Here is a 13,490-nt window from a genome sequence, read left to right on the forward strand (position 1 = left end):
CCCGTGTCGTCCGCCCTTCCCCTCACCGAGGTTCTCGTCGTCGCCGATTGCTGGCAGACGGAGCCGGAAGCCGAGGCAGTGATCCATCGCGCCATCAATGCCGCGGCCGAAATCGCCGATGCCGATGTCGGCGAGGCGGAACTTGCCGTCATGTTGACCGACGATGCCGGCATCCGCACGCTCAACAATAACTGGCGCGGCATCGACAAGCCGACCAACGTGCTGTCGTTTCCGGCGCTGCAGCCGACCGCGGGCGCACCTCGCGACGCGCCGCGCATGCTTGGCGACATCGCCATCGCCTACGAGACCACGCGGAAAGAGGCCGATGACGAAGAGAAGCCGTTCGATCATCACCTCAGCCATCTTGCGGTCCACGGCTTTCTGCATTTGATCGGATACGACCACGAGAACGACGACGACGCCGAAGCCATGGAAGGTCTCGAACGGGAGATTCTCGCGCAGCTCGGTATTCCCGACCCGTATTCTGGCCGGGAGCGGGTGGACTGAAATGCCGGACTCCGACCCAATACAGGACAATCCGCGCGACACGCCCAACCTGCCGGCGGTGGTGAAGGAAGGCGAGGTGCTGCGCCCGGCCGCCGACAACTGGCTGCTGCGGGCGATCCGCACGCTGTTCGGCTGGAGGGCGGGATCGGTTCGTGCCGATCTCCAGGTCGTGCTCGACGCCTCCACGCCGGACGAGGTCGGCTTTTCCGCCATCGAGCGCACCATGCTGCGCAACATCCTCGGCCTCAACGAGCGGCGCATCGCCGACGTGATGGTGCATCGCGCCGACATCGTCGCGGTGAAGCGGGATATTCCGCTCGGCGAACTAATGAGCCTGTTCGAAAGCGCGGCGCATTCGCGGCTCGTGGTCTACAACGAAACCCTCGACGACCCCGAAGGCATCGTTCACATCCGCGACCTGCTGGCGTTCATGACCTCGAAGGCGCGGATAGGCGACACCACCAAGCCGAAGCGCAAGAAGCCGTTCCCGGCGGGCCTCGACCTGCGCGCCGTCGACCTCGCATTGCCGCTGGCGGAAGCCAACATCATCCGCAAGCTGCTGTTCGTGCCGCCGTCGATGCGGGCGATCGACCTGTTGGCGCAGATGCAGGCCTCGCGCATCCATTTGGCGCTGGTGGTCGACGAATATGGCGGCACCGACGGGCTGGTGTCGATCGAGGACATCGTCGAGCAGATCGTCGGCGAGATCGACGACGAGCATGATAGCGACGAGCCGCCGTCGATCGTCCGGCAGGGCGACAATGCATTCATCGCGGACGCCCGCGCCAGCCTCGAGGATGCCCGCAAGATGATCGGCGAGGAATTCGTCACCGGCGAGGCCGGCGAGGAAGTCGAGACGCTGGGTGGTTATCTGGTGGCGCAGGTCGGCCGTCTGCCGGTGCGCGGCGAAGTCATTGCGGGCCCCGGCAATTTCGAGATCGAGGTGCTCGATGCCGATCCGCGGCGGGTCAAGCGGCTGCGGATCGGGATTCGGAAGGAGCGCCCGGCGACGCGCGTGACGCGCGAGCGAAGCCGCCGCGAGGCCGCGCCCGATACCAACGTGCCGCCGACCAATGATAATACGCCGCCGCCCCCCGGCGATGGAGCCGGCTCGCAGTGATTCCAACCAGCAAATTCCGCATGGCGGGACTCTCGATCATCCTGGCCTGGGGCTGGAGGCGTGCGGCGATCGCGCTCGTCGCGGGTGCGATGTCGGCGCTTGCGATGGCGCCGTTCAATGCCTGGCCGGTGCTGTTTGTGACCTTTCCGGTCGTGGTCTGGCTGATCGACGGAGCGGCGGCCGGAAGACGGCGCGGTGTGCCCGCGGCGGCGATGTCGGGCTTCTGGTTCGGACTCGGCTATTTCGTGCCCGGGCTTTACTGGACCGGCAACGCCTTCCTGGTCGATGCGCCGACCTTTGCCTGGCTGATGCCGTTCGCGGTGCTCGGCCTGCCGGCCTACCTTGCCTTATTTCCGGCGCTCGGCTTCGCGCTGGCGCGCCTGATCTGGACGCGGGATGCTTCGCGGGTGCTGGCGCTCGCGATCGGGCTCACGGCCGGCGAATGGCTGCGCGGTTATGTGCTGTCGGGATTCCCGTGGAATGCCTTCGGCTACGCGCTGTCGGAACCCTTGGCGCTGGCGCAGACCGCATCGGTGATCGGGCTGTGGGGCATGACTTTCCTCAGCGTCGCGATCTTTGCCAGCCCGGCAGTGCTGATCGACGGGTCTTCGCGCGGCCGAAAGCCCTGGATCGCGCCGGTGGCGGCGCTGTCGCTGCTGATGGCGATGAGCGTCTACGGGGCCGTGCGACTGTCGCTGCAGCCGACCGAGATGACCAAGGTCAAGCTGCGCATCATGCAGCCGAACCTGCAGCAGGACGTCAAATTCAACTACGGCGCCAAGGCGGAGGTGATGCAGAAATATCTGACGCTTTCCGACCGCGCTTCGGGACCGCAATCCACCGGCGTACGCGACGCGCAGATCCTGATCTGGCCGGAATCGGCTTTCCCGTTCTTCCTGACGCGGGAAGCGGACGCGATGGCGCAGATCGCCGAGCTCTTGCCCAAAGGCACGGTGCTGATCACCGGTTCGGTGCGCGCCCCCGACGGTCCGCCCGGCGCCCGCGTCAGCCGTGCCTATAACTCGATATATGTGATCGACCATGACGGTGGCGTGCTGTCGGTCTACGACAAGCTGCATCTGGTGCCGTTCGGCGAATACCTGCCGTTTCAGGAGTGGATGGAAAAGCTCGGCTTCGTGCAGCTGACAAAGGTGCATGGCGGCTTCATTCCGGGCACGCGGCGCCACGCGATGGAGATACCGAACGCGCCGCGCGCGCTACCGCTGATTTGTTACGAAGCGATTTTTCCTGGAAATGTGGCAGCGCGTGACGATCGCCCCGGTTGGATCGTCAACCTGACCAATGACGGCTGGTTCGGAAATTCGACGGGTCCCTATCAGCACCTGCAGCAGGCGCGGCTGCGTGCGATCGAGGAAGGGCTGCCGATGGTGCGCGCTGCCAACACCGGCATCTCGGCGGTGATCGATCCCTCGGGGCGTATTGTCGCACGGCTCGGCCTCGGCATCGAAGGCGTACTGGATGCCAGCCTGCCGTCGGCGCTGCCGCCGACGATTTATGCTCGCCTTGGAGATATCCCGGCCGCCATCATCGTGGCCGCCGCACTCCTGCTTGTCTTCCGACGCCGCACAGCGAAACGCGCTGCCTGAGATTTTCGCGTCACAGGTTGTCACTGGTTTACTAAAAAACGCCGACTGCGCGGTTCCACCAGTTGACAGACAGCCTGCGATTCGCTTTCTGCGGTTGCAAGCCAAGAACAACAACCAGTCACTTCATTGCTCAGATCGTCCCGCAATTCTACCCGATCCTTCGAGCAGGATATGACGGTCACGGCGGGCATAGCCCTTCCACTGCCTCATTCCCGGCGCGCGATCTCAGGAGCGATGCAGATGTCCACCAAAGCGCCCAATCCGGTTGACAAATATGTCGGCAGCCGCGTCCGGATGCGTCGCATCATGCTGGGCATGAGCCAGGAAAAACTGGGCGAAGCGCTCGGCCTCACTTTCCAGCAGGTTCAGAAATACGAAAAAGGCACCAACCGGGTCGGCGCCAGCCGCCTGCAGCAGATATCCGAAATATTGCAGGTACCTGTGTCGTTTCTGTTCGATGGCGGGCCGAGCGGCGCGGTGAATGGCAACGGCTTCGCCGAAGGCGCCTCCCCGGCCTACGTGTCCGATTTCCTCGCCACATCAGAGGGTCTCGCTCTGACGCGCGCGTTCACGCGCATCGGCGATTCCAAAATGCGGCGCTCGATCGTCGAACTGGTCGAGCAGATCGCTTCGCGCGACGGCCCCGATCCGCGCTGATTTCATCCGCGCCGGTTTGAGAATTTCGTGTTCTGGAATATGCCATCATTTCCCGGTGCGAAATTGCGCATCTTGGAATGACGCTGTATCGGATACGACATGACGATAGCCAATCCCTTCGATGCCAATCCGATCCTCGAGGGCATCCGCCGCTGGGTCGAGATCGAGACCCCGACCGAAGCACCTGAGCAGGTCAACAAGCTCGCCGACCTCGTCGCTGACGGCTATCGCGGCCTGCCCGCAACCGTGGAGCGGATCACCGGTCACGCCGGCTGCGGCGATCATCTGGTGGCGCGCTCGTCATGGGGGCAGGACGCACCGGGAATCCTGGTGCTGAGCCATCTCGATACGGTGCATCCGCTTGGCTTTGTCGAGCGCCTGCCGTTCAAGATCGAGGGCGACAGCGCCTTCGGCCCGGGCATCTACGATATGAAGGGCGGCGCCTATCTCGCCTATCATGCGTTTCGGCAGGTTTGCACTGATGGCGCGCGGCCGTCGCTTGGCATCACCCAGCTCTATGTCTCGGATGAAGAGATCGGCAGCCCGACCTCGCGCGCGCTGATCGAGGCCGAGGGACGGAAGGCGAAATACGTGCTGGTCACGGAGCCGGCGCGCGATGGCGGCAAGATCGTGACGGGGCGCAAGGGCGTCGGGCGCTTTGAGGTCTTCATCAAGGGCGTGCCCTCGCATGCCGGCACTCGACCCGAGGACGGCCGCAGCGCCATCCGCGAACTCGGCAACGTCATCCAAACGCTGGAGGCGATGAACGATCTTGCGCGCGGCATCACCGTCAATGTCGGCGTCGTCAGAGGCGGCACAAGACCGAACGTGATTGCGGAAGAGGCCTATGCCGAGGTCGATTTGCGCGTGCCGACGATTTCAGATTCCGACGAGCTCACGGCGAAAATCCTCAATCTGAAATCGCGTACCGCGGGCGTCACCGTCAGGGTGATCGGCGAATTGAATCGTCCGCCGTACGAAAAGAGCAATGCCGGCGCCGCGCTCTACGAGCATGCCAAAACGATAGCGGCGGAGATCGGTTTTGATCTGGTCGACACGGCGACCGGTGGCGGATCCGACGGCAATTTCACCGCGCCGCATACCGCAACGCTGGACGGGCTCGGCGTCGACGGCAAGGGCGCGCATACCCATTACGAGCAGATGTACATCTCCTCGATCGAACCGAGGGCGCGGCTGTTGTATCGGCTGTACCAGACGCTGCGATGATATCAGCACCGCGCGATACCGGCGACCGCGACGCACCGCCCGATGATGGCGCATCTGCACATGCGCACGGCTCGTTCTTCGGCCGCCGCAAGGGTCACAAGCTCCGCATCCATCAGGCCGACCTGATCGACAATCTGCTGCCGCATCTGGCGCTCGACATCGGGGCGCCCGCGCCGGCACGGCTTGCCGAGCTGTTCGACGGCGACACCTCCGATGTCAGGCTCGAAATCGGATTTGGCGGCGGCGAGCATCTGATCGCCGAGGCACAAGCCTTTCCCAACATCGGGTTCATCGGCTGCGAGCCCTATGTCAACGGCATGGCCAAGATCCTGACGCAGATCGAGGCCCGCAACATCGGCAACATCCGCCTCTATGCCGGCGACGCCGCGGAATTGCTGGCCTGGGCGCCACCGCGTTCGCTGGCGCGGATCGACCTGATCCATCCCGATCCCTGGCCGAAGCGGCGCCACTGGAAGCGGCGCTTCGTGCAGGACGCAACGGTCAACGCGATGGCGCGCATCATCGAAGCCGGCGGCGAGTTTCGTTTCGTCAGCGACATCGACGATTACTGCGCCTGGACGCTGGCGCATTTGATGCGCAGCTCCGATTTTCTCTGGACCGCCGAACGCGCCACCGACTGGCGACAACCGTGGGACGGCTACACCATGACGCGCTACGGCCGCAAAGCCGAGCGCGAGAGACGGGTGGCGGCGTATTTGCGGTTTCGGCGGGTGGGGTAGCGAGCACGATCTCTGTCCGTCATTGCCTGCGACAAACGCGAAGCGTTTGCGCAAGGGAGCAAAGCGACGAAGCAATCCATCGCTCGGCAAGCAGAGAGATGGATTGCTTCGCTTCGCTCGCAATGACGGGAGAGGCGGTCGGCGAGACCGATTACCGCGTCTTCCAGAACGCGACGACGCGCTGGGCGGTCGAGGGCATCAGGCGCACATAGTTCACCCGCGCGCTTTCGATGTCGGCGGGAGATGCTGTCCGGTTCGGGCCGAGCCGAAGCAGGATCAGCGCGCGCACGGTCGCCCATTCGACATCGATGGATTTCCCGGCGATCAGAATCGGATCGTGACGATCGCCACTGATCAGGCGGTCGAGGGTTTCGATCTTGACGCCGGTCATCGCCGACAGCGCCGCGATCGATTCCTCGTATTTGAAGGCCCTGGCAAAATTGAGCAATGCGCCTTCGCCGAGCATGCCTTCGCGATGCAGCTTCAGCACGGTGCGCTGCGCCGGCGCAAAGTCGCGCCGCTCCTCGCGTTCAGACGAGCCGGTGATGATAGTCATCGCCTGCTTGATGTCGGCCTGCCGTTCGGGCTTGACGACCTGGAACAGGCGACGGCGGACGACGTCGATGGAGCCGGACAGCAGGTCCTTCAGTTGTTCGGAAGACAGATCGTCGCGCTGGCCGAGCCTGATCGTCAGCACGCCATCCTGGCCGGCGCGCTTGATCAGCGTCGAATAACTGTCCGACGAGAAGGCTGCGCCAGCATTGCCGGCGGCACGCCTGACGACGTCGCGTTCGCCGCGGGCGACGATGACGTCGGTGAGATCGGTTGAAAGCGTGGGCCGTTCCGCCATCGCCAGCAGGTGACCCTGGCCCTTCACGGACGCGATTTCGATCAGCATCTTTTCGTCGATGAGCGGCGAGCGCCGCAGCAGCGGGCCTGCGATGGCAATTTCATCGTCGTGGGCGAGTTGCCCGACCAAACCACGCGGGGCGTTCGCCAGCATCGACAGGCGCTCGGCCAGTTCGGCGCGCTCGGCAAGCTCGGCATGCGGGACGAGACTGGTCAGGACACCGTCGAACAGTTCGACATGATCGGAGCGGAAGCTCGCCGCACCCTGCAGGAAAAGCTCGCTGATGCGGCGCGCGGCATCGGCGCGGCGCTTCGGGTCGCCACGACTGACGATGTCGTCGAGTTCCGGGATCAGCGATGGTGAAATTATCATAAACCCGCCCAAACCGGCCTGAATTGGCTGGTTTTCGGGAAATCTAGGCAGCGTTCGTGAATGAAGGGTTAGACTTTGCCCCCGCTTTCAAAGCTTGGCAAAATCGGACTTAACGGGATCGCGGGCCTTGTCGGATTGCGGAAAAACCGCTATATCCGCGGCAACTTATGGTTCTCATACGATCGCGTATTGAGAGTGGGCCCCCCGGGACCCGCTCTTTTTTATTACCTGAACGAGCCCGGCCCAGAAGGGCCTTAAAGGCGAGGTTCGGGGAGCCGGCCGGACCGCCGGTTAAGGCCCGGCCTAAACCCATGCAAGTAAGACGCTTTTGACCCTGGACATGACCGATCCAACTGCTGGTTCCGTGGATGCCGATCTCTTGGCCGAGCCCCGTCTCGTCGTCGAGCCGGGCGCGGCCGCGCGGGTATCGGCGGTGGCCGGACCGGTTCTGCAGGGAATGGGCTACCGGCTGGTCCGGATCAAGATTTCAGGCGAGGCCGGCTGCACCGTCCAGATCATGGCCGAACGGCCTGATGGTACGATGCAGATCGAGGATTGCGAGGCGATCTCGCGGGCGCTGTCGCCGGTGCTCGACGTCGCCGATCCGATCGACCGGGCCTACCGGCTGGAGATTTCCTCGCCGGGCATTGATCGCCCGCTGGTGCGCCGTTCCGATTTCGAGCGTTTCAGCGGCCATCTCGTGAAGATCGAGATGGCGGTCGCCCATCAGGGCCGCAAGCGTTTCCGTGGTACGCTCGGTGCCGTCGAAGGCGATGCCGTGCAGTTACATCGGGATGACATACGCGCGGGCGAAGATGCCGACGTGCTGCTGGTGATGGAAGACATCTCCGACGCGCGACTGGTTTTGACCGACGAATTGATTGCGGAATCGATGCGGCGCGGCAAGCAGGCCGAGCGCGAGTTGAAGCAGAATCTCGGGCTGGCACCGCCACCGCCGCCGCACGCCAAGAAGAGCGATCCGGCCAGGAGCAACAAACCGAAGCCGAAGCCTGGCAAGAAGCCGGAGCCCAAAAAGCCCGAGCCGACCAATACCAAGAAACACCGCCTCGCCGCAGAAAGACTGCGCAGAGGCGACCTCGATCCTACCGAAGGAGACTAGGCCATGGCCGTCAGTGCCAACAAACTCGAACTGCTGCAGATCGCAGACGCGGTCGCCCGCGAAAAGTCGATCGACCGCGGGATCGTGATCGCTGCGATGGAAGACGCCATCGCCAAGGCGGCCCGCGCCCGTTACGGCAGCGAGACCGACGTTCATGCCGAGATCGACGCCAAGAAGGGTGAGCTGCGGCTATCGCGCCACATGCTGGTCGTCGAGCAGGTCGAGAACTCCTCGAACCAGATTTCGCTGGCGGACGCGCAGCGCGCCAATCCGGGCGCCCAGGTCGGCGACACCATCGCCGACACCCTGCCGCCGCTGGAATATGGTCGCATCGCCGCGCAATCCGCCAAGCAGGTGATCGTGCAAAAGGTGCGCGAGGCCGAGCGCGACCGGCAATACCAGGAATTCAAGGACCGCATCGGCGACATCGTCAACGGCGTCGTCAAGCGCGTCGAATATGGCAGCGTGATCGTCGATCTTGGCCGCGGCGAAGCCATCATCCGCCGCGACGAAATGCTGCCGCGCGAGGTGTTCCGCAACGGCGACCGCGTCCGCGCCTACATCTTCGATGTCCGCCGCGAAACCCGCGGACCGCAGATCTTCCTCTCCCGCACCCATCCGCAATTCATGGCAAAGCTGTTCGCCCAGGAAGTGCCTGAGATCTATGACGGCATCGTCGAGATCAAGGCGGTGGCCCGCGATCCCGGCTCGCGCGCGAAAATCGGCGTGATTTCCCGGGATTCCTCGGTGGATCCGGTCGGCGCCTGCGTCGGCATGCGCGGCTCGCGCGTGCAGGCGGTGGTGAACGAACTGCAGGGCGAGAAGATCGACATCATTCCGTGGTCGCCCGACATCGCGACCTTCGTCGTCAACGCGCTGGCGCCTGCCGAAGTCGCCAAGGTCGTGATCGACGAGGACCGCGAGCGGATCGAGGTCGTGGTTCCCGACACCAACAATCAGCTGTCGCTGGCGATCGGCCGCCGCGGCCAGAACGTCCGCCTCGCCTCGCAGCTCACCGGCTGGGATATCGATATCCTCACCGAGCAGGAAGAATCCGAGCGCCGCCAGGCCGATTTCGAGAACTCCACGCGGGTGTTCATGGAAGCGCTGAATGTCGACGAGGTGGTCGGTCAATTGCTGGCGTCGGAAGGCTTTACTTCGGTCGAGGAACTCGCGCTGGTCGACGTCAAGGAACTGGCCGGCATCGAAGGTTTCGACGAGGAAACCGCCAACGAACTGCAGAGCCGGGCGAAAGAATATCTGGAACAGCTCGAAACGGAGCTGGAAAACAAGCGTAAGGAGCTCGGCGTGGATGATGCTTTGAAGACGGTGCCCGGCGTGACCTCGAAGATGCTGGTCAAGTTCGGCGAGAACGACATCAAGTCGGTCGAGGATCTGGCGGGCTGTGCGACCGACGATCTGGTCGGCTGGACCGAGCGCAAGGAAGGCGGCGAGCCGACCAAGTACCCGGGCGTTCTCGACGCCAACGAGATCTCGCGCGACGATGCCGAACGCATGATCATGCAGGCCCGCGTCATTGCCGGCTGGATCACCGAAGCCGAACTCGCCAAACAATCCGAGGCGACCGAGACCACCGAAGACCAGACGGCGTAATGCGGGTGTTCCGCATAACCGAAAATCCTTTCTGCGCGCAGACCGTGCGCAGATGACCGGAGCCACTAAACAGGCATGCTCGCTTTGGCTGACCCCGATCTCGACCATGGGCCACGGACCGACAAGTCCGCGACCGTGCGGATGTGCGCGGTCAGTCGCGAGGTGCGCCCGATCGACGAGCTGATCCGGTTCGTGGTCGCCCCGTCGGGCGAAGTAATCCCCGATTTGAAGCGCAAGCTGCCCGGCCGCGGCCTGTGGGTCGAGGCCTCGCGCCGGACCGTTGCGGAAGCGGTGCGGCGTCACCAATTTAGCAGAGGGTTCAAGCGCAATGTTCGCGCCGCGGCGACCCTTCCCGCCGATACCGAGGCACTGCTGGAACGAAGCTGCACCGAGGCGCTGGCCATGGCGGCCAAGGCCGGTCAGGTCATTTCCGGCTTTGCCAAGGTCGAGGGCCTGCTCGAACAGGGCAGGGCCGGAGCTCTGATTCACGCTTCCGACGGCGCGGCCGACGGAATCCGCAAATTGGACGCTATCGCCGGGCAAAGGACCGGAAATATCGGTGAATCGCGGGGTTTACCGATTGTTACCGCTTTAACCTCGGCACAATTGGATTTGGCACTGGGCCGGTCAAATGTGATACATGCTGCGCTGCTCGCGGGCCCGGCGAGCAAAACGTTCCTGTCGCGCTGCCAGATCCTGGTTCGATACCGGCTGGACGACGACGACAAGACCGGGGATGGCGGCCAGAAATTCTGACGGACGAAAACCGGTTCCGAAGACCTGTTTCGAAGACCTGTTTCAATGACTGTGCGGATGCGCACAACGTAACGAGATTAGGACTGCTGAATGGTTGATACCAAAACGCCTGGCGACAAGACTCTGAGTGTTCCGACCAAGACCTTGACGCTGAAGCCGCGGGTCGAGACGGGCACCGTACGCCAGAGCTTCAGCCATGGCCGGACCAAGCAGGTCGTGGTCGAAAAGCGTGGCAAGCGCCGCGTTGGCGGAGACGCGCCCGCGCCCGAAACGCATGCGCCCGAGCCGGTCGTCGCCAAGCCTGCGCCTGCCAAGGCCCCCCTCTCCCGCCCCGCGGCAGCGCCCGGCGCACCGCGCAGCGGTTCCGGCGTGGTGCTTCGGACGCTGACGGAAGACGAGCGTTCCGCCCGCGCCAGCGCCCTGGCCGACGCCAAGGTGCGCGAAGTCGAGGAACGGCGGCTGGCCGAGGAAGAAGCCAAGCGCCGCGCCAGCCGCGAAGGCATCGAACAAGCCGAGCGCGAGGCCGCCGAAGCCCGCCGCAAGGCCGAGGAAGAACGGCACCGGCTGGAAGAGGAAGCCAAGCGCAAGGCCGAAGTCGAGGCCAAGAAGCGATTTGGCGAGGCCGAGGCCAAGACTGCGACGACAACGCCGGCTGCTACGGCCCGTCCCGGGGCTGCCCGTCCCGCCGCCGCTCGTCCCACCGCCGCCCGTCCGGCTGCAGCGGTGCCCCCTGCACGCGCGCCCGGCGTTGCCGCCGACGGTTCCGATGAAGACGAAGGTCCGCGCCAGGTTCGCCGTGGCCCAGGCGGCGCCATGCGCCCCGCGGTGCCCCCCAAGACTACCCACAAGCCGGGCCCGCAAAAGGAACGCGGGCGCCTGACGCTGGTCACCGCGCTCAACGCCGATGACGTGCGCGAACGGTCGATCGCCTCGTTCCGCCGCCGCACCCAGCGCCTGAAGGGACACGCCTCCAACGAACCGAAGGAAAAGCTCATCCGCGAGGTGACGATCCCGGAAGCGATCACGATCCAGGAACTCGCCAACCGCATGTCGGAGCGCGCGGTCGACGTCATCCGCATGCTGATGAAGCAGGGCGCGATGCACAAGATCACCGACGTGATCGATGCCGACACCGCGCAACTGATCGCCGAGGAATTGGGCCACTCCGTCAAGCGCGTCGCCGCGTCCGACGTCGAAGAGGGCCTGTTCGACGTCGTCGACGATTCCACCGATACCGAGCCGCGCTCGCCGGTCGTCACCGTGATGGGTCATGTCGACCACGGCAAGACCTCGCTGCTTGACGCGCTTCGCCACGCCAACGTGGTATCGGGCGAAGCCGGCGGCATCACCCAGCATATCGGCGCCTATCAGGTGACCTCGCCGGAAAGCGGCAAGAAAATCACCTTCATCGATACGCCCGGCCACGCCGCGTTCACCGCGATGCGCGCGCGCGGCGCCAAGGTCACCGATATCGTTATCCTGGTGGTCGCGGCCGATGACGGCGTCATGCCGCAGACGGTGGAAGCGATCAACCACGCCAAGGCGGCGAAGGTTCCGATGATCGTCGCGATCAACAAGATCGACAAGCCCGACGCCAGGGCGGAGCGCGTGCGCACCGAACTGCTGCAGCACGAAGTTCAGGTCGAATCGTTCGGCGGTGAAGTCGTCGACGTCGAGGTATCAGCCAAGAACAAGACCAATCTCGACAAGCTGCTCGAGATGATCGCGCTGCAGGCCGAACTGCTCGACCTCAAGACCAATTCGGAACGTCCGGCCGAAGGCACCGTGATCGAAGCCAAGCTCGATCGCGGCCGTGGTCCGGTGGCCACCGTGCTGGTTCAGCGCGGCACGCTCAAGGTCGGCGACATCATCGTGGCGGGCGCCGAAATGGGCCGCGTCCGCGCGCTGATTTCGGACCAGGGCGAGAATCTCGACGAGGCCGGACCTTCGGTGCCGGTCGAAGTGCTCGGCTTCAACGGCCCGCCGGAAGCCGGCGACCGGCTCGCCGTGGTCGAAAACGAAGCCCGCGCCCGCCAGGTCACGAGCTATCGCGCCCACCAGAAGCGCGAGAACGCCGCCGCCTCGATTTCCGGCATGCGCGGCTCGCTCGAGCAAATGATGTCGCAGCTCAAGACCGCGGGCCGCAAGGAATTCCCGCTGATCGTGAAAGCCGACGTGCAGGGCTCGCTCGAAGCCATTTTGGGATCGCTGGAGAAACTCGGCACCGATGAAGTCGCCGCCCGCATCCTGCACGCAGGCGTCGGCGGCATCTCGGAATCCGACGTCACGCTGGCGGAAGGTTTCAACGCCGCGATCATCGGCTTCTCGGTGCGAGCCAACAAGGAAGCCGCGGCCGCCGCCAAGCGCAACGGCATCGAGATCCGCTACTACAACATCATCTACGATCTCGTGGACGACATCAAAAAGGCGATGTCCGGCCTGCTCGCGCCGACGCTGCGCGAAACCATGCTGGGCAATGCGCAGATCCTGGAAGTGTTCAACATTTCCAAGGTCGGCAAGGTCGCCGGCTGCCGCGTCACCGACGGCACCGTGGAACGCGGCGCCAATGTGCGCCTGATCCGCGACAACGTCGTCGTGCACGAAGGCAAGCTTTCGACGCTGAAGCGCTTCAAGGACGAAGTAAAGGAAGTGCAGTCCGGCCAGGAATGCGGCATGGCGTTCGAAAATTACGGCGACATGCGTCCCGGCGACGTAATCGAGTGTTACCGCGTGGAGACCATCCAGCGCTCTCTGTAAGTCCAAATCTTACAAGGGCTATTTTCTAAACCGTCATGCCCCGCCCTGTGCGCAATTGCGCACTGGGGCGGGGCATCCAGTAGTCAGCGAAATTTTGCTTTGAGCATGGAATGCTGGATCACCCGCCCAGTGCGCAATTGCGCACAAGGCGGGTGATGACGAC

General features: G+C 64.2%; 11 protein-coding genes. 10 read left to right on the top strand and 1 reads right to left on the bottom strand.

Annotation, left to right across the window (positions count from 1 at the left end; genetic code table 11):
- The first annotated feature begins 3 nt into the window (after positions 1-3).
- The 6 genes from ybeY (at position 4) to IVB22_RS36990 (ending at position 5,858) form a co-directional block, all read left to right on the top strand.
- Positions 4-507, top strand: a complete 504-nt coding sequence (gene ybeY / locus IVB22_RS36965; protein ID WP_374207827.1) for an rRNA maturation RNase YbeY — start codon at positions 4-6, stop codon at positions 505-507.
- Position 508: 1 nt separating this feature from the next.
- On the top strand, positions 509-1,627 hold the full coding sequence (locus tag IVB22_RS36970) for a hemolysin family protein (RefSeq protein ID WP_247522051.1): 1,119 nt from the start codon (positions 509-511) through the stop codon (positions 1,625-1,627).
- A gap of 20 nt (positions 1,628-1,647) precedes the next feature.
- On the top strand, positions 1,648-3,234 hold the full coding sequence (gene lnt, locus IVB22_RS36975) for an apolipoprotein N-acyltransferase (RefSeq protein WP_247522052.1): 1,587 nt from the start codon (positions 1,648-1,650) through the stop codon (positions 3,232-3,234).
- A 240-nt stretch (positions 3,235-3,474) separates the two neighbouring features.
- Positions 3,475-3,891 carry a helix-turn-helix domain-containing protein gene (locus tag IVB22_RS36980; protein ID WP_247522053.1) on the top strand — a complete coding sequence of 139 codons (417 nt, stop codon included), beginning with the start codon at positions 3,475-3,477 and terminating at the stop codon, positions 3,889-3,891.
- A 99-nt stretch (positions 3,892-3,990) separates the two neighbouring features.
- Entirely contained in the window at positions 3,991-5,118 is a 1,128-nt protein-coding gene (locus IVB22_RS36985) for a M20 family metallopeptidase (RefSeq protein WP_247522054.1), read from the top strand.
- Positions 5,115-5,858 carry a tRNA (guanine(46)-N(7))-methyltransferase TrmB gene (locus IVB22_RS36990; RefSeq protein WP_247522055.1) on the top strand — a complete coding sequence of 248 codons (744 nt, stop codon included), beginning with the start codon at positions 5,115-5,117 and terminating at the stop codon, positions 5,856-5,858. Before IVB22_RS36985 ends, IVB22_RS36990 begins: the two co-directional genes overlap by 4 nt.
- Before the next feature lie 151 nt (positions 5,859-6,009).
- On the opposite strand, the gene IVB22_RS36995 is transcribed toward IVB22_RS36990, so the two are convergent.
- The gene (locus tag IVB22_RS36995) at positions 6,010-7,080 is read right to left on the bottom strand and encodes a DUF2336 domain-containing protein (protein ID WP_247522056.1); all 1,071 of its coding nucleotides are present in this window, start codon (positions 7,078-7,080) and stop codon (positions 6,010-6,012) included.
- A gap of 340 nt (positions 7,081-7,420) precedes the next feature.
- Here IVB22_RS36995 and rimP point away from each other — a divergent pair, with 340 nt between their 5' ends.
- From rimP to infB, 4 genes are all read left to right on the top strand, one after another.
- Positions 7,421-8,200, top strand: coding sequence for a ribosome maturation factor RimP (rimP, locus tag IVB22_RS37000; RefSeq protein ID WP_247522057.1), 780 nt, complete (start codon positions 7,421-7,423; stop codon positions 8,198-8,200).
- Between the two features lie 3 nt (positions 8,201-8,203).
- Entirely contained in the window at positions 8,204-9,814 is a 1,611-nt protein-coding gene (nusA, locus tag IVB22_RS37005; RefSeq protein WP_247522058.1) for a transcription termination factor NusA, read from the top strand.
- 75 nt (positions 9,815-9,889) lie between these two features.
- Positions 9,890-10,570, top strand: a complete 681-nt coding sequence (locus tag IVB22_RS37010) for an RNA-binding protein (RefSeq protein WP_247522059.1) — start codon at positions 9,890-9,892, stop codon at positions 10,568-10,570.
- 90 nt (positions 10,571-10,660) lie between these two features.
- Positions 10,661-13,327: a translation initiation factor IF-2 gene (gene infB / locus IVB22_RS37015; protein ID WP_247522060.1), complete on the top strand. Its 2,667-nt coding sequence runs from the start codon at positions 10,661-10,663 to the stop codon at positions 13,325-13,327.
- Positions 13,328-13,490 lie beyond the last annotated feature (163 nt).

This window comes from Bradyrhizobium sp. 190 (genome assembly GCF_023073415.1).
In the GTDB taxonomy this organism is placed as follows: domain Bacteria; phylum Pseudomonadota; class Alphaproteobacteria; order Rhizobiales; family Xanthobacteraceae; genus Bradyrhizobium.

Excerpts from the sequence above, each read along its gene's own strand:
- IVB22_RS36970 (WP_247522051.1), top strand. The coding sequence starts at position 509 with ATGCCGGACTCCGACCCAATACAGGACAATCCGCGCGACACGCCCAAC.
- lnt (WP_247522052.1), top strand. The coding sequence starts at position 1,648 with ATGGCGGGACTCTCGATCATCCTGGCCTGGGGCTGGAGGCGTGCGGCG.
- IVB22_RS36980 (WP_247522053.1), top strand. The coding sequence starts at position 3,475 with ATGTCCACCAAAGCGCCCAATCCGGTTGACAAATATGTCGGCAGCCGC.
- IVB22_RS36985 (WP_247522054.1), top strand. The coding sequence starts at position 3,991 with ATGACGATAGCCAATCCCTTCGATGCCAATCCGATCCTCGAGGGCATC.
- IVB22_RS36990 (WP_247522055.1), top strand. The coding sequence starts at position 5,115 with ATGATATCAGCACCGCGCGATACCGGCGACCGCGACGCACCGCCCGAT.
- IVB22_RS36995 (WP_247522056.1), bottom strand. The coding sequence starts at position 7,080 with ATGATAATTTCACCATCGCTGATCCCGGAACTCGACGACATCGTCAGT.
- rimP (WP_247522057.1), top strand. The coding sequence starts at position 7,421 with ATGACCGATCCAACTGCTGGTTCCGTGGATGCCGATCTCTTGGCCGAG.
- nusA (WP_247522058.1), top strand. The coding sequence starts at position 8,204 with ATGGCCGTCAGTGCCAACAAACTCGAACTGCTGCAGATCGCAGACGCG.
- IVB22_RS37010 (WP_247522059.1), top strand. The coding sequence starts at position 9,890 with ATGCTCGCTTTGGCTGACCCCGATCTCGACCATGGGCCACGGACCGAC.
- infB (WP_247522060.1), top strand. The coding sequence starts at position 10,661 with ATGGTTGATACCAAAACGCCTGGCGACAAGACTCTGAGTGTTCCGACC.